At 63.5% G+C, this 15,499-nt stretch carries 14 protein-coding genes, 1 tRNA gene, 1 pseudogene and 1 riboswitch; of the genes and pseudogenes, 11 read left to right on the top strand and 5 right to left on the bottom strand.

Features of this window, described 5'->3' with window-relative positions; translation table 11 throughout:
- Positions 1-461 (bottom strand): annotated as a pseudogene (gene glyA, locus NCR93_RS11280) (serine hydroxymethyltransferase); the annotation flags it as partial.
- Between the two features lie 166 nt (positions 462-627).
- A riboswitch (ZMP/ZTP riboswitch) is annotated at positions 628-726 on the bottom strand.
- 206 nt (positions 727-932) lie between these two features.
- Between glyA and ydfG the strand changes: the two are divergent.
- The 9 genes from ydfG (at position 933) to NCR93_RS11325 (ending at position 7,662) form a co-directional block, all read left to right on the top strand.
- Positions 933-1,679 carry a bifunctional NADP-dependent 3-hydroxy acid dehydrogenase/3-hydroxypropionate dehydrogenase YdfG gene (ydfG, locus tag NCR93_RS11285; RefSeq protein ID WP_008342797.1) on the top strand — a complete coding sequence of 249 codons (747 nt, stop codon included), beginning with the start codon at positions 933-935 and terminating at the stop codon, positions 1,677-1,679.
- Positions 1,680-1,806: 127 nt separating this feature from the next.
- Positions 1,807-2,268, top strand: coding sequence for a tol-pal system-associated acyl-CoA thioesterase (ybgC, locus tag NCR93_RS11290; RefSeq protein ID WP_250435153.1), 462 nt, complete (start codon positions 1,807-1,809; stop codon positions 2,266-2,268).
- A gap of 165 nt (positions 2,269-2,433) precedes the next feature.
- Positions 2,434-3,111: a protein TolQ gene (tolQ, locus tag NCR93_RS11295; protein WP_008342801.1), complete on the top strand. Its 678-nt coding sequence runs from the start codon at positions 2,434-2,436 to the stop codon at positions 3,109-3,111.
- A 15-nt stretch (positions 3,112-3,126) separates the two neighbouring features.
- The gene (gene tolR, locus NCR93_RS11300; RefSeq protein WP_008342802.1) at positions 3,127-3,570 is read left to right on the top strand and encodes a protein TolR; all 444 of its coding nucleotides are present in this window, start codon (positions 3,127-3,129) and stop codon (positions 3,568-3,570) included.
- Positions 3,567-4,670: a cell envelope integrity protein TolA gene (gene tolA, locus NCR93_RS11305; protein WP_008342804.1), complete on the top strand. Its 1,104-nt coding sequence runs from the start codon at positions 3,567-3,569 to the stop codon at positions 4,668-4,670. The genes tolR and tolA overlap by 4 nt, the downstream gene beginning before the upstream one ends.
- 126 nt (positions 4,671-4,796) lie before the next feature.
- Positions 4,797-6,089 carry a Tol-Pal system beta propeller repeat protein TolB gene (gene tolB / locus NCR93_RS11310; protein WP_008342805.1) on the top strand — a complete coding sequence of 431 codons (1,293 nt, stop codon included), beginning with the start codon at positions 4,797-4,799 and terminating at the stop codon, positions 6,087-6,089.
- Between the two features lie 55 nt (positions 6,090-6,144).
- On the top strand, positions 6,145-6,651 hold the full coding sequence (gene pal, locus NCR93_RS11315; RefSeq protein ID WP_008342807.1) for a peptidoglycan-associated lipoprotein Pal: 507 nt from the start codon (positions 6,145-6,147) through the stop codon (positions 6,649-6,651).
- 36 nt (positions 6,652-6,687) lie between these two features.
- Positions 6,688-7,437: a tol-pal system protein YbgF gene (gene ybgF, locus NCR93_RS11320; RefSeq protein WP_008342809.1), complete on the top strand. Its 750-nt coding sequence runs from the start codon at positions 6,688-6,690 to the stop codon at positions 7,435-7,437.
- A gap of 149 nt (positions 7,438-7,586) precedes the next feature.
- A tRNA-Lys gene (locus tag NCR93_RS11325) sits at positions 7,587-7,662 on the top strand.
- 65 nt (positions 7,663-7,727) lie between these two features.
- Here the strand turns inward: NCR93_RS11325 and NCR93_RS11330 are convergent.
- Complete coding sequence (locus tag NCR93_RS11330) at positions 7,728-8,321, bottom strand: hypothetical protein (protein ID WP_250532221.1); 594 nt, start codon at positions 8,319-8,321, stop codon at positions 7,728-7,730.
- 176 nt (positions 8,322-8,497) lie between these two features.
- Between NCR93_RS11330 and NCR93_RS11335 the strand changes: the two genes are divergently transcribed.
- Complete coding sequence (locus NCR93_RS11335) at positions 8,498-9,562, top strand: helix-turn-helix transcriptional regulator (RefSeq protein ID WP_008342813.1); 1,065 nt, start codon at positions 8,498-8,500, stop codon at positions 9,560-9,562.
- A gap of 4 nt (positions 9,563-9,566) precedes the next feature.
- Here NCR93_RS11335 and NCR93_RS11340 read toward each other — a convergent pair whose 3' ends face one another.
- Positions 9,567-13,016, bottom strand: coding sequence for an ATP-binding protein (locus NCR93_RS11340; protein WP_250532222.1), 3,450 nt, complete (start codon positions 13,014-13,016; stop codon positions 9,567-9,569).
- Between the two features lie 3 nt (positions 13,017-13,019).
- Positions 13,020-14,276, bottom strand: a complete 1,257-nt coding sequence (locus NCR93_RS11345) for a metallophosphoesterase family protein (RefSeq protein ID WP_250519751.1) — start codon at positions 14,274-14,276, stop codon at positions 13,020-13,022.
- A 150-nt stretch (positions 14,277-14,426) separates the two neighbouring features.
- Here NCR93_RS11345 and NCR93_RS11350 point away from each other — a divergent pair, with 150 nt between their 5' ends.
- Positions 14,427-14,681, top strand: a complete 255-nt coding sequence (locus NCR93_RS11350; protein WP_008342820.1) for a hypothetical protein — start codon at positions 14,427-14,429, stop codon at positions 14,679-14,681.
- Here the strand turns inward: NCR93_RS11350 and rsmA are convergent.
- Complete coding sequence (gene rsmA, locus NCR93_RS11355; protein ID WP_250532223.1) at positions 14,663-15,478, bottom strand: 16S rRNA (adenine(1518)-N(6)/adenine(1519)-N(6))-dimethyltransferase RsmA; 816 nt, start codon at positions 15,476-15,478, stop codon at positions 14,663-14,665. The two genes, NCR93_RS11350 and rsmA, sit on opposite strands and share 19 nt — an antisense overlap.
- Between the last annotated feature and the right edge of the window lie 21 nt (positions 15,479-15,499).

The following is a 15,499-nucleotide window of genomic DNA, read 5'->3' on the forward strand; positions in this document are numbered from 1 at the left end:
ATGTCCTCGGCTTCGTTCAGGCCGTAGCTTACGACGTTGAACCACTTCCCCGACATGTTGACCGGCGAGCCGTGCGTGAGGTGACCGCCTTCGGCGAGGCTCATGCCCATGATCGTGTCGCCCGGCTTGAGCACGGCGAAAAACACGCCCTGATTCGCCTGCGAGCCGGAGTTCGGCTGCACGTTCGCGGCTTCGGCGCCGAAGAGCTGCTTCACGCGGTCGATCGCGAGCTGCTCGACGATGTCCACATATTCGCAACCGCCGTAATAGCGCTTGCCGGGATAGCCTTCCGCGTACTTGTTGGTGAGCTGCGAGCCTTGCGCGGCCATTACGGCCGGGCTCGTGTAGTTTTCCGACGCGATCAGCTCGATGTGATCTTCCTGGCGGCGGTTTTCCTGCTCGATCGCCTTGAGCAATTCGGGATCGACATTGGCGAGGGTACTTTCGGCTCTGTCAAACATACGTTTTCCGTGAGATCAAAACAGGTTGACCGGATCGCGCGTGCGCCACGTTCGAAGCAGACGCAAAAGACGCTGGAAACCGATGGAGTCCAGGCGCGGCGGATAGAGGAAGAATCCGGTTTCGCGGAACGGACAGCCACCAGCAACGCAGCGACGGCGTGCGGATCTCAGCTGCCCAGGCGAACGGCAAAACGACGCTCCGCGCTTCCTGGTGGGTCGCTCCACCTTGAATCCGAAGATTCTATCGCCAGTCACGCGGGGTTTGAGCGTTGTAGTGTAATGGGCGGCCATGCTTTAGGCAACCGGCTTACAGGGCAATCGGACGGGCGCGCAGCCACGCTTAAAGCACGATCGTTCGCGCCCACGGTTGCTTGCCGCGCCGCATCAATGGAAGTACGCTTTGCGCCGTTGCCGGACGCGTCGCCCTGCGCGCGTCGGCTTTGCCCGTCTCAGTCCATTCGGAGTCCGCTCATGATCGTTTTTGTCACCGGCGCGTCGGCCGGATTCGGCGCCGCCATCGCCCGCACGTTCGTCAAAGGCGGCCATCGTGTGATCGCCGCCGCGCGTCGCAAGGAGCGCCTGGTCGCGCTGTCGAACGAACTCGGCGACGCGCTTCTGCCAGTCGAACTCGACGTACGGGACGAAAACGCCGTCCGCAACGCCGTCGCGGCGCTGCCCGAGGCGTTCGCGCAGATCGACGTGCTGGTGAATAACGCCGGACTCGCGCTCGGCCTCGAACCCGCGCAACGCGCGAATCTCGACGACTGGAAGAACATGATCGACACGAACTGCACGGGTCTCGTGACGGTCACGCACGCGATCTTGCCGGGCATGATCGAGCGCAATCGCGGACATGTGTTCAACATGGGATCGGTGGCGGGCACGTATCCGTACGCCGGAGGCAACGTGTACGGCGCGACGAAGGCGTTCGTGCGGCAGTTCAGCCTGAACCTGCGCGCGGACGTCGCCGGCACCGCCCTTCGCGTGACGGACATCGAGCCGGGGCTCGTCGGCGGCACCGAGTTTTCGAACGTGCGCTTCAAGGGCGACGACAGCAAAGCCGCGACTGTATATAAGGATGTGCAGGCGCTCACGCCCGAGGACATCGCCGACGCGATCTACTGGATAGCCACGCGCCCGGCACACGTGAACATCAACGCGATCGAGATGATGCCGGTCGCCCAGACGTTCGCACCGTTGCAAATTCACCGCGGCTGATTCCGATATCTGCCTAAGGATTTGGCGGGGGTGCTTCCGGTTCCGGTAAAATGCCGCCGATGAATATTTGTCAAAATGCGAGCCAGATCGTGTTTATGAGCCTCTGCGCGAGCGGAGCGGCGCAAAGGTGAGTGATCCGTTGACTTTCGAGTGGCCGATTCGGGTGTATTACGAGGACACCGACGCCGGCGGCATCGTCTTCTACGCGAACTACCTGAAGTTCTTCGAACGGGCGCGCACCGAATGGCTGCGCGCGTGCGGAATCGATCAGCAGCGTCTCGCCGATTCGAGCGACATCCTGTTCGTCGTGAGACGCACGGCCGTCGAATATTCGTCGCCGGCGCGCCTGGATGACGTCATTCGCGTTGTAAGTCGCATCGAGCGCCTCGGCCGTGCATCGGTGGATTTTCATCAGGAAGCGTGGCGCGACGGCGTGCTGCTCGCGAGCGGCGACATTCGCGTTGCCTCGGTGGATCGCGCGTCGATTCGTCCGGCCGCCATTCCGGATGCGGTGATCGAAGGATTGAAGCGCGGCCCGCACGCGACGCTCGCCGCGGCATCGCGCGGCGCAGATCAAGACCGAGCCTGAACGATGAACTCATCGCACACCGAAGCGAAACAGGGCATCGGGGACAGAGGAAGCATTAACGAGCATGAGCCGGCCACGGCACGGCTTTCGTTTGATTCACATCCATTTCACGAAAGCATGACGCTTTGACCGGACGCCCCTTTCGGGACGTAACAGCAGACCTTTATGAACAATACACAAGACCTGTCGATCATTTCCCTCGTCGTTCACGCGAGCCTGCTCGCGCAGGCCGTGATGGCGCTGCTGTTGCTGCTGTCGCTCCTGTCGTGGACCTTCATTTTCCGCAAGTGGTTTGCCATTCGCCGCGCGCGCGCGCAGACCGAGCGCTTCGAGCGCGATTTCTGGTCGGGCGGCGACCTGCAGGCGCTGTATCAAAGCGCGGCGAACAACCGTCACACGATCGGCGCGCTCGAGCGTATCTTCGAATCCGGTATGCGTGAATTCCTGAAGGGCAAGGAGCGCCGGATCACCGATCCGGGCGCGATTCTCGACGGTTCCCGCCGCGCGATGCGCGCCGCCTTCCAGCGCGAAATGGACGTGCTCGAAGCGAACCTCGCGTTCCTCGCGTCGGTCGGTTCCGTGAGTCCTTATATCGGTCTCTTCGGCACGGTGTGGGGGATCATGAATTCGTTCCGCGGTCTCGCCAATGTGCAGCAGGCGACGCTCGCGAACGTGGCGCCCGGCATCGCCGAAGCGCTCGTCGCGACCGCGATCGGCCTCTTCGCCGCGATTCCCGCAGTGGTCGCGTACAACCGCTACGCGCACGACATCGACCGTCTGGCGATCCGCTTCGAGACCTTCATCGAAGAGTTCTCGAACATCCTGCAGCGTCAGGCGCACTAACAGAAGGAGTCCGCGATGGCAGGCCCCATTCGTTCCAGCATGCGCGGCGGCTCGCGCCGCGCGATGGCCGACATCAACGTCGTGCCATACATCGACGTGATGCTCGTGCTGCTCGTCATCTTCATGGTGACGGCGCCGCTCGTTTCGCCCTCGATCATCAATCTGCCGACCGTCGGCAATGCGCAGCCGCAGGAGCAGCAGCCGCCGCTCGTCATCAACATCAAGGCGGACGGCAGCATGAACGTGCGCTACAAGGAAGAAGGCGGCGCGACGCAAGAGCAGAAGATGACGATGAACGATCTCAACAGCTTCGTGCTCAACCGTCAGGAATCGCATCCGGATCAGCCCGTCGTGATCGCGGCGGACAAAACCGTGAAGTACGAAGTCGTGATGAACGTGATGTCCGATATGAAGGCGCGCGGCGTGAAGCGCGTCGGATTGCTCGTCAAATCGCAATGACCCTTTCGCACAGGCCGACACGCGCATCGTCCGCGCGACCGAATCGCCCGCCGCGTGAACGCGGCACGGGTAAGGCGTTCGCGCTCGCGGCGTTGATGCATCTGCTGCTCGGCTGGTTCCTGTATCACGGCATCAACTGGCAGAACAACACGCCGGCGGGCGCGGAAGCGGAAATCTGGACCGAGATTCCGGACACGCCCGCGCCGACGCCGCGCCCTGCCCCGCCGCCGCCCGCGCCGGTGAAGGTGCAGCCCGCGCCGCCGCCGGCGAAGGACGAAGACGCGGACATCGCGTTGCAGGAGAAGAAGCGCAAGCAGCAGGAAGCCGCCGCGCGCGAAGCGCAACTCGCCGAGCAGCGCCGTCAGCAGGAAGAGGCGAAGCAGGAAGCGGAAGCGAAGCGTCAGCAGCAGCTCGCCGCGCAAGCCGCCCAGCAGAAGGCGATGCAGGACAAGCAGAAGCAGATCGAGCAGCAGCGTCAGGCCGACCTGCAGAAGCAGCAACAGAAGGCGCAGCAGGACAAGCAGCGTCAGCAGCAGCAAGCCGAAGCGCAGAAGCAGGAACAGCTCAAGGAGCAGAAGGAGAAGGAGAAGGAACAGCAGGAAGCCAAGGCGAAGGCCGACGCGCAAGCCAAGGCCAAGGCTGAGTCCGACGCGAAAGCGAAGGCCGCGGCGCAAGCGAAAGCCAAGGCCGACGCGGAAGCGAAAGCCAAGCTCGATGCCGAGCGCAAGGCGCGTCTCTCGCAACTGCAAGGGCAGTTGGGCGGCGGCACGGCGGGCAGCGGCGAAGGCCTGGCCAAGAGCGGCACCGGCAAGGGCGCGGGCGGCAATGCGACCTCGCCTGGCTACGCCGAGAAGGTGCAGCGTCGCGTGCGGCCGAACATCGTGTGGGCCGGCGAAACGGCCGGGCTCGAAACGGTCGTGTCGGTGCGCTGCTCGCCGTCGGGCACGCTGCTGTCGGCGAATATCACGCGCTCGAGCGGCAACGAGCAGTGGGATCAGGCGGCACTGCGCGCGGTACAGCGCTCGGATCCGATGCCGGTGGATATCGACGGCAAGGCGCCTTCGAGCTTCACGATCACGCTGCGTCCGGCGGGCAGTTAACGCGCTAGTCAGCAGTGAAGCGCGCTTGAAAGCTCGCATTAAGCAGCGGGAACGAAATGTGCGACCGCGGGTCTGTTCTGCAGTCCGCGGACACTTGAAAACGCTTTTATCTGGAACCTATACAGCATGAGTTTGATGACGAAGCTTGGCCTGAAAACGCTGGTCGCGTCCTGCCTGATCGCAGCCGGCACCGCTGCGCACGCCCAGTTGAACGTACTCGTGACCGGCGTCGGTTCGACCCAGTTTCCGATCGCGACGGCCAATTTCGCCAATGAAGCGAGTTCGCCGCAGCAAGTCAGCGCGATCATTCGCCAGGATCTGCAGCGCAGCGGCAAGTTCACGAATATCGACGCCGGCAGCGCGCCGGTCGCGGAATCCGATACGGTCGATCTCGGCGCGTGGAAGGCAAAAGGCGCGGACGCGTTCGTGTCGGGTAGCGTGAACAAGCTGCCGAACGGCCAGTACGAAGTGCGCTTCCGCCTCTATGACACCGTCAAGCAGCAGAACCTGGGCGGCCTGTCGCTCGTCAGCGCCGAGAGCGGCCTGCGCATGAGCGCGCACAAGATCGCCGACTACATCTACGCGAAGTTGCTCGGCGGCCGCGGCGTGTTCGCAACGCGTCTGTCCTACGTCATTCAGACGGGCGGCCGTTATCAATTGCAGATTTCGGATTCGGACGGTCAGGACGCGAAGATCGCCCTCTCCAGCCCGGAACCGATCATTTCGCCGGCGTGGTCGCCGGACGGCACGAAGGTCGCATACGTGTCGTTCGAGAAAAAGAAGCCGGTGGTGTACATCCACGACCTGCCGACGGGACGTCGCGTAGTCGTGTCGAATCAGAAGGGCAACAACAGTGCCCCGTCGTGGTCGCCTGATGGCCGCAAGCTCGCGGTCGCGCTCTCGCGCACGGGCAACACGCAGATTTTCGAAGTCAACGCAGACGGCTCCGGCCTGCGCCGTCTGACACAAGGCAGTTCCATCGACACCGAGCCGTTCTACTCTCCTGATGGCAACTGGATTTATTTCACGAGCGATCGCGGCGGCCAACCGCAGATCTACAAGATGCCGGCGGCGGGTGAAAGCGCCGGCGCGGCCCAGCGGGTCACGTTTGCGGGTGCGTACAACACCAGCCCGCGCGTGAGTCCGGACGGCAAGCAACTCGCGTACATTTCGCGCACTGGCGGCGGCTTCAAGCTGTATCTGCAGGACCTCGCGTCCGGCACGGCGACGGGGCTGACCGACACGACGCATGACGAATCGCCGAGCTTCGCGGCGAATGGTCAGTACATCCTCTACGCCACCCAAGTGAACGGACGTGGCGTGTTGGCAGCCGTTTCGACCGACGGTCGCACGCGGCAAGTCTTGTCAGTTCAGGGCGGTGTGGTGCGCGAGCCGTCCTGGGGTCCGTTCATGCAATAAGTCCAGCAATAACGTTTCACATACAACGTTCAGCTACAACACAAGGAGAGGTACCATGATGTCGAAACTTCGTATCGGCCTGGCAGTTGCGATGGTCGGCGCATTGGCGGCATGTCACTCGGGCGTGAAGCTCGACGAAGGCCAGAACAAGGGTGCAGTCGGCACGCAGCCGAACCCGACGGACGTGAAGCAGGTCAACATCGACCCGCTGAACGATCCGAACAGCCCGCTCGCCAAGCGCAGCATCTATTTCGACTTCGACAGCTATGCCGTGAAGGACGACTATCAGCCGCTGCTGCAACAACACTCGTCGTACCTGAAGAGCCATCCGGAGCGTCACGTCCTGATTCAAGGCAACACCGACGAACGCGGCACGAGCGAGTACAACCTCGCGCTCGGCCAGAAGCGTGCGGAAGCCGTGCGTCGTGCAATGTCGCTGATGGGCGTCGCCGATTCGCAGATGGAAGCCGTGTCGCTCGGCAAGGAAAAGCCGACGGCAACGGGTCACGACGAATCGTCGTGGGCACAGAACCGCCGTGCGGACCTCGTGTACCAGCAGTAATTTACTTAACGTAACCAGTCACGGGTGAGTCGCCCTATGTTGTATCGCTTTCCCTTGCTGCGCGCGGCCGCAGCCGCGTGTGTAGTCGGTTCGACGATGCTGAGTGCGCCCGCGCACGCCGGCGTCTTCGACGACAACGAAGCGCGTAAAGCCGTGCTCGATCTGCGCACGAAGACTGACAGCCTGTCCAGTCAGTTGCAGGCCGCGCAGCGCACGATTCTCGATCAGCAGAATCGTATCGACCAGCTCAATCAGCAGGTCGCGACGGTTCGTGGCCAGAACGAGGATCTGGCCAACCAGGTCGCCACGCTGCAGAAGCAGCAGAAGGACTATTACGCCGATCTCGATTCGCGCTTGAAGAAATTCGAGCCGCAGCAAGAGACGATCGATGGCGTGACGGGTTCGGTGCAGCCGGGCGAGACGGAAGCGTTCAACGCAGCGTCGACTCAGTTTCGTAACGGTGACTACAAGAATGCCGCGGCGTCGTTCAAGGCGTTCGTGGCGAAGTATCCGCAGAGCCCGTATCAGCCGACGGCGCGGTATTGGCTCGGCAATGCGCTCTATGCGCAGCGCGACTACAAGGGATCGACTGCGATCTGGCAGGACCTGGTGAAGAGTTATCCGACGCATCCGCGAGCGCCCGAGGCGTTGCTCGCAATCGCGAACAACCAGATCGAGCAAGGTCAGAAAGCGGCTGCCAAGCAGACGCTTCAGCAGATCATCTCGCAGTACGCCGGCACGGAAGTCGCGCAGACCGCACAGAGCAAGATGTCGCAAGTGAAGTAAGCGAAGCCGGCGTTTGGCGTTTCGCGCCTCTCGAGGATAATGCCCGCGGGCAATGAAGCCGCGGGCGTTTTTCTTTCGATGATTTGATGATTCTTCAACCGAGCGGGTTGACAGATTCGCGAATCGAAGTTTATAATTTTGCCTCTTTCGGGTCGTTAGCTCAGCTGGTAGAGCAGCGGACTTTTAATCCGTTGGTCACAGGTTCGAATCCCGTACGGCCTACCAAGTATCAGGTAAGAAGCCCAGTCATTGCGACTGGGCTTTTTGCTTTGGGCGTTCGGTCCTTCGCATCACTGTTCCAGCAGCCTTAGCCGCGGCGTGAGCTCGAGCGCGGCGACGGCCTCGAACATATCGTTCGCTTCACTCAACGCACGGTCCGCTTCGGCCTTGCGCTTCTTGTAGCTCGAATGTCTGTTGAACCCGGCGCCCAGCAGCATCACGCCGACCAACGCGCTCGGCCAGACGAAGTACGCCGCGAGCAGGCACAACACGCCCCAGAACGTGTAGGGCCAGAGCTTCGGCTCGGCGGGTATCGAATTGCGCGCCATCTCGATTCTGGCGAGCGCCCGTTCCAGTCCTTCGACGCAACCGCCGCGCTCCCGCAACCGCCCTTCTATTTCATAGACCGCGCGCATCGTCTTCTCCTTCGACGGAAGCGACAAGGAACCGATGTCCGTCAGCAAGCTGATCGATTCGTTGACTTGCGCGAAGGATGGCGCCAACGACACGAAGGTCTGTTCATGCTCGGGAAGCGCCATCGCTTTGCGGACGTCCGAACGCCCCACGCAGACCCCGTGCGAAAAGAAATATTGCTGGATCGCGCGCGATGTCCGGCTCTTGAGTCCCGCGAGAAATTCCTCGTTGGCCTGTTCCCTTCTACTCATTGTTTTCGCTCCTCGACATGCTGGGGCCTCATCCCCCGGCGCCGCTATTCTTTCCGCTTATGTCGAAGACCGTCACCCGAAAAATCCGAAAGCCTGATGGCCGCCCCGTCCGATCAAGACACGATTTGTCTCGATAGTTTCTATAATCAGGAGCAACCTTTCCTCGCCTGCGCATCATGACCTCCAGCCTCGACGAAGCCATCCTCCGCGTGCTCCCTACCGAGCGCGACGCGACCGCGTGGCTATCGACGCCCGAAGTCCGCAGACGTCTCGAAGAGCGCGGTCATCGCGTCGGCTATACGAAGAAGGTGCAGCGTCATCTGACGGCGCTCGAAGCCGATGCGCGCGTCGTATCCATGCTCAACGGCCGCGAGCTGCTCTGGCAGCGCAAGCCGTGGCTGCACGGCCTGCAGGAAGGCATGAGCGGTTTGATGAGCGCATCGGAGGCGGTGGCGTTTCACATCCTCCAGCGCTTTGCGGGCAACAAGCTGCCGAATGCCGTCACGCGCGACATCGATCCGCTGTTCAAGGCCGCCGAATCGCGGCTGTCGCAGGAAACGGCGGACAGCCGCATCTATCGCGCGTGGGCCGACAAGATCGATTCCGTCGATGGCGCTTTTACGCTGATTCGGCCGAAGCTGCGTCCGGAAATCTTTCAGACGGTCGCGACCGCTACGTTCTTCGAGCGCGAACTGCTCGTGCAATATCGCGCGGCATATCGGGGCGAACGCAGCGACGAACCGCGCACGAAAAAGCTGTGGCCGCTCGCGCTGGTCGAATCCGCGGGCGTGATGTATATGGTCGCGCAAGATCCGAGTCGCGCGCCGCGTCCGGAGAAAGGCGAAACGGAATGGACGCGCGCGCTGTATCGGCTGGACCGGATTCGCTCGGTTTCCGAGTCGGGCGAATCTTTCACGTATCCGGACGATTTCAAGCTGCGCAAATACATCGAAACGCAGCAGGTCTTCGACTTTCTGCCCGAGCCGCCGGTGCTGCTCGAACTTGCCTTCGAAGGCAACGCGGGCAATCAGTTGCGCGAATCGCCGATGTCGAAGGATCAAAAAATCGACACGTTGCCCGACGGCCGCATGAAAGTCACCGGCACCGTCACGCCAAGTCTCAAGCTGCGCTGGTGGCTGCGCGCGCTCGGCGCGGGCGTCGAGATTCTCGCGCCGCAAGCGTTGCGTGACGAGTTCGCCGAGGATTTCGCCAAGCTGGCGAAGCGCTATCGGACGAGCTGACGCATCAGCCCATATAACGCACGTTCACCTGCGGCCCGAACACCTCGCGCACGATATCGACGAGATGATCGTGGTGGCTCAGAAAGATCACCTGCGTGCGTTTCGCGATCTGCGCGAGCACGCGCAAGCCGGCGCGCGCGCGGCCATCGTCGAAGTTGATGAAGAGATCGTCGGCGACGAACGGCAACGCCGACGCCTTCTCGCCATGCTCTTCCAGCGCCGCGAGCCGCAGCGCGAGATACAGCTGATCGCGCGTGCCCTCGCTCATGCCGGCGATATCCACATGCTCGCCGCTCGCGCGAATCGCGGACAGCGCCATCGGCTGACGATCGTAATCGACGACGAGCCGCGAGAACGTGTCGAGCGTGAGCGCCGAAAAAATCGTGCTTGCGCGCGACAGCATCGGTCCCTGACGGCGCTCGCGATAACGGTCGATCGCCCACTTGAGCAGCGTCGACGCCGTTTCGACCTTGACGAAGCGCTCGGCGGCATCGGACATCGTGGCGAGCGCTTCCTGGCGCTTCGCTTCGGCGCGCGCGGCGTTCGCTTCGCCTGAAATGGCATTGAGTTCGCGGCGCGCGGCGTCGAGTGCCGTCGCCGTTTCGCTCGCGATTCTCACCGATTCCGACAGCGCCGCGCCCATGCGCGACAACTCCGCCTGCACGTTCGACATGTCCGCGCCCTCCACTTCCGCGATTAGTTCGTCGAGCGTCAGGCCATCGCCGCCCTTGATGAGCGCGGCGCGCGCGTCGTCGACGGCGGCGGCCAGTTCGCGCTTCTTCTGCGATTGCGCGATGCGTGCCTGAAGCACGTCCGGCGTATCGACACCCGCCAGATCGTAGAGCGGACGCAGCGTCGCCTTCGCTTCCTCGACATCGGCGTGAGCGTGACGCACGTGCTCGCTCGCCGACGCGTGCTCCTTCTTCAAACGCTCACGCTCGCCATGCGCGGCGCAAGCGAGATCGAGACGCGCCGACAACGCCGTCGCAGTCGCGTTCGCGCCGAGCGCCGCGAGCGATTCGTCGAGTTCGCGCGCAAGGTGCGATGCCTCGGCGTCGAGCGCTGTTAGCGCCGCGCGCATCGCGTCGATCTGGCCGTTGCGTACGGTTTCGATGTGCGTCAGTTGCGCGCCGATCTTCTTCACCATGTCGATGGCCGCTTCCGCCGCCGCCTGCGAATCCGCTGCGTTCGCGAGTCCCGCTTTCGCGATCGCCGCCGACCACTCGCATTGCCAGCGTTCGAACGCTTCGCGCGCCGCTTTCGCCGCGCCTTGCCGCGCGGTGCGCTCGGCTTGCGCTTCGTCGAGTCGCGCGGATACGTTGCGGCGCGTGACCGCGGCTTCGTCGATGGCCGCGATCTTCGCCTCGGCCAGATCGCAGAGCGCGTCGAGATCGGCGCGTGCGTCCGCGTCGTCCAGATGCCGCGCGAGTTCGTCGCGGCGCGCGCGGGAATCGGCGGCTTCGCGCGCGAGTTCTTCGGCGCGCGCATCGAGCGTCTGCGACGCGGCCAGCGCCTTGTCACGCGATGCGATCCACGACGGCGCATCGTCGAGCGACATGTCCGCGATCTGCGACTGCGCGGCGAGCGCGCGCCACGATTCGTCGAACGATGTCAGCGCCGATTCTGCTTCGCGCACGCTTTGCTCGCGTCGCGCGAGCGTCGATTCTTCGTTCGCGACGCGCCGCTTCAAGGCCGCGAGTTGCGTCGCGTGATTCACGGAACCCAACTGACGATCGGCGAGACCATCCGCCGCGTGCATCGCCGTTTCGAAACCGGAAGCGCCTCGATCGAGCGCGACGTCGCCGGACCGGATCGCGCGCCACGCTGCATCGCGCGACGTACGCGCGTCCCGAACCTGATCGCCCGTCACGACATCGTGCGTCTCGACCAGACTGTCGAGTTCCGATCGCACGGCGTGCAGCGCGTCCTGCGCTTCCTTCGCACGATCGGCCGCGAGCGTCAGCCGCGACGACAGATCCTGCCGCTGCGCGCGCAATGCGGCGATGCGCTCCGCCGCCGGCAGCGTCATCGACTTGAGTTCGCCGATCGGACGCGACCATCGCCCGAGCGACGCCATGCCCGCTTCGAGCAACTGCTGCGCGTCGCGCTTCGCATCTTCGAGGCGCTGCTGCGTCGCGCTCGCATCGCGATACTTCTGCGCGGCACGCAATGCAGCGCGCAGACCCGGCGACACATCGCCGTTCGCGATCGCCGCGAGCTTCGTTTGCAGCGTGACGATCTGCGCGGCGCATGCGTCGGCGGCTTGCTCCGCATTGCGCGCGGCGAGTTCGAGTTCGCCGCGTTCGAGCATCAGGCTCGTGACGGTCTGAAGCGCGAGCGCGCCGGGCATCGCGCCGCGCACGCCCGCTTCGTCGAGCGGCCAGCCGAGCTGCGCGCCGTCCTGCGCAATCTGGCGCAGCCGCAGCGCGACTTCCTGTTCGAGCCGCGCGATTTCGTTCGCGTGATCGGCACAGCGCTGTCGCGTGGCGTCGAGCGCACGAATGCGCGCTTGCGCGGCGAGGACCGCGTCGTCGATCACGATCGCGTCGAGATCGGCTTGCAACTGCGCGGCGGCTCTTGTGTGGACGTCGAGCGCGCTTTGCGCCGCCGCGAGCCGCTTCAGCGCGTTTTGCAGCGTCGCCTCGGCGTTCGCGGGCAGATCGACGGCATCGCCCACTTCGCGCAATTCCGCGGCCTTCTCACGCCACACGTTCAAGTACGGCGCCACGCGCCTCACGCGCTCCAGCTTGGCGCGCTGCGTTTCGAGCTCCGTGCGGCGCGCGTCTTCATCGCGACGCTTCTCCTCCGCCTCTTCCACGGCGCCGTGCGCGCGACGCCACTGCGCCGTTCTCACGCTCGCCGTCTTCAGCTCGGCGGTGGCTTCGTCGTATTGCTTCAGGCCGATGTAATACGCGCGATCGCCCGACTTGCGCTTCGCCCACAGTCGATCGGCCTCGTCAGCGAGACGTTGGCGCACGTCGCCGAGACTCGCGATGCCCGCCGCCGATTGAAACAGCACCTGCCCGACATCGCTCGATGCATCGAGAATGGCTTCGCCGCCGCGCCGCAGCGCCTCGTGATTCAGGCAGTACATCTGCTCGAAGAAGCCTTTATCGGATGCGCCCAGAAACGTCGCCAGCGCGTCGGCGGGCAGCGCATCGCCGTTCGGCGTGCAGAGCGGCGACTTGCGGCTCTTCGTACGATGGAACGCGAACGCGTCGCCGCCCGTTTCGATCGACGCCCCGAGCCGCAGATCGCTTTGCGGATGCACGAACGCAAGCGGCGAGCTATGCGGCATGCCGAAGAGCAACTCGGAAATCGCGTTCTTGATGGTGGATTTGCCCGCCTCGTTCGGACCGACGACAAAGTGAAAATCGTGTTCCGCCGCCGGAAACTCCACCGTGTGATCGGTGAATTTGCCGTAGCGGATGAGTTCGAGCTTGCCGATACGCATGCCTTACTCCGCGTCCGATAACTGCGCGATCAGCCCCGAGCGCACTTCGGCGACGAGCTTAGCGAGTTCGCCATTGCGCACGTGCTCGAGCTCCGGCACGGACTTCTGCAACTCGCTCGGCGCCTGCGACGCCAGTGCGATCAGCCTTTCCTTCAACATGCTCAGAAACTCCGGGTCGGATTCCGCTTCGATGAGAAGACCGTGAAGATCGGCGAGCGCATCGGTGCGGCCGGTGGCCGGCTCGCTGTGCGCGAGCGGCTCGGTCGCGATCCTCACTTTTTCGAGCCAGAGCCGGTCGTGGCTGATCGCGGCGATCTGCGCGAGGACTTCCGCGCGCAGTTGCGCTTCCAGCCCGAAGAGTTCGCCGTGCGCCGCGGTCGCGCCGGCGATCGTCACGCGCACGGCGTGCGGCACGGGCGCCGCGGACGATTCGACGAGCGCTTCGAGCGCACGTCCGACCGCGAGCGCGACTTCATCGAGCGTACCCGCCTGCGATGCGTCGACCGTCACGGCTTCCCAACGCAGCACGTCGATGAAAAGCCGCTCGACGCTCACCTCTTCCGCGTCCGAAACATTGACGATGACCGCGCCGCGCCGTCCCGTCTCGCGGATATTGCGTCCTTGCAGATTGCCCGGAAACACGATGGTCGACGCGTCCTGCCAGATTGCGTAATCGTGCACATGGCCGAGCGCCCAGTAGTGATATTCCTTCGCGTGCAGTTCGGCGACGGAGCACGGCGCGTAGCTCGCGTGCGTCGATCCGCCTTCGAGCGCGGTATGCAGCACGCCGATATTGAAATATCCCGCGACCGGCGCCGGATACGCGGTGACGAGATTCGTCGTGACCGCTTTTTCCTTGAAGCTGTGGCCGTGAAGCGCGACCTTCAGATCCTCGATGAGAAAGGTCTGCGGCTTTCGCGTCGAGAAGGTGTGGACGTTGTCGGGCAACTGAAGCTGGCTCGTCATTTCGCTTTCGGCGTCGTGATTGCCGAAGAGCACGTACACCGGAATGCCCGCGCGACGCAGCCGCCCCATTTCACGGCAAAAGAAGATGCCCGTGTTGTGATCGCGCCAAGTGCCGTCGTATAGATCGCCGGCGATCACCATGAAGTCGACTTGCTCGTCGACAGCCACCGACACGAGCTTCGAGAAGGCCTCGCGCGTGGCGTTGCGCAGCATGTCCGCGGGCGCGTCCGCGTAGGCGGAGAGGCCGTGCAATGGGCTGTCGAGATGGATGTCCGCCGCGTGTATGAAGCGCATGGCGCTCGCTCCTTTCAATGGGACCGACGATCATAGCAGCCGGTCAAGACACATCGTGTCCCGATCGACGATGCGTCTTCGGGACGCGATATGTCCCGCCCCGCTCGCAGAATCACTCGTCCGGATTCAACGCGAAACAAGGACCAGACGATGAACGCAACACTCGAACGAGACGCCACGATCACGAGCCCTTACACGCCGGGAAACGTCGATGCCGCAATCGGGCATCTGGAACGCGTGCTGTCGGCGGAAAGCGCGAATTCGCTGTTCGGCCAGACCTATTGGCGTACTCGCGTGCAGCAGGTGAGCGCAACGCGTGGCCTGCTTCACGAGCAGCGCGTGCGGCTGGAACGGCTGATGAAACTGCTGTCGGATGCGGGCCGTGTTCAGCCCTTCGAGCGCTGAACGGCTTGTGCCAGCGCGACGAATTCCGCGACCGGCACTTCCTCGGCGCGGCGCGTGAGATCGAAGCCGAGCGCGTCGAAATCGATCGCGTCGCGGTACGCGCTCAGGTTGTTGCGCAATACCTTGCGGCGCTGCGCGAACGCGGCTTTGACGACGTCGCTCAGCACGGTTTCGTCGACTTCGGGCAACTCGTGCGGCGCGAGCGGAATCATCCGCACGATCGCGGAATTCACCTTCGGCGGCGGATTGAACGATTCGGGCGGCACGTCGATCAGCTTGTTCATCACGTAGCGGTATTGCAGCATCACCGAAAGACGCCCGTAGTCCTTGCTCGCGGGTTCGGCGATCATGCGTTCGACCACCTCGTCCTGCAGCATGAAATGCTGGTCGATGACCTTGTGCGCGAACGTCGTCAAATGGAACAGCAGCGGACTCGAAATGTTGTACGGCAGATTGCCGACGATGCGCAGCGTCGGCTTCTCACTTTCGAGCGCGAGCGAAGCGAAATCGAAGTCGAGCGCATCGGCGGAATGCACGACGAGCCTGTCGCCGAAACGCTTTTCCAGACGGCCGATCAGATCGCGATCCAGTTCGACGGCGTGCAGCGGCGACTCGGGCGTGGCAAGCCGCTCGATCAGAGGCTCGGTGAGCGCCGCGAGGCCCGGCCCGATTTCGACCATGCGCTCGCCGCGCTTCGGCGCGATCACATCGACGATGGAATCGATCACGCCCTGATCGACGAGAAAGTTTTGCCCGAAGCGCTTGCGCGCGAAATGGCCTTGGTGTTTGGTCGACATACTGATTCGAATTGATTGCGC

It is taken from the genome of Caballeronia sp. ATUFL_F1_KS39, assembly GCF_023630985.1.
Lineage (GTDB): Bacteria > Pseudomonadota > Gammaproteobacteria > Burkholderiales > Burkholderiaceae > Caballeronia > Caballeronia zhejiangensis.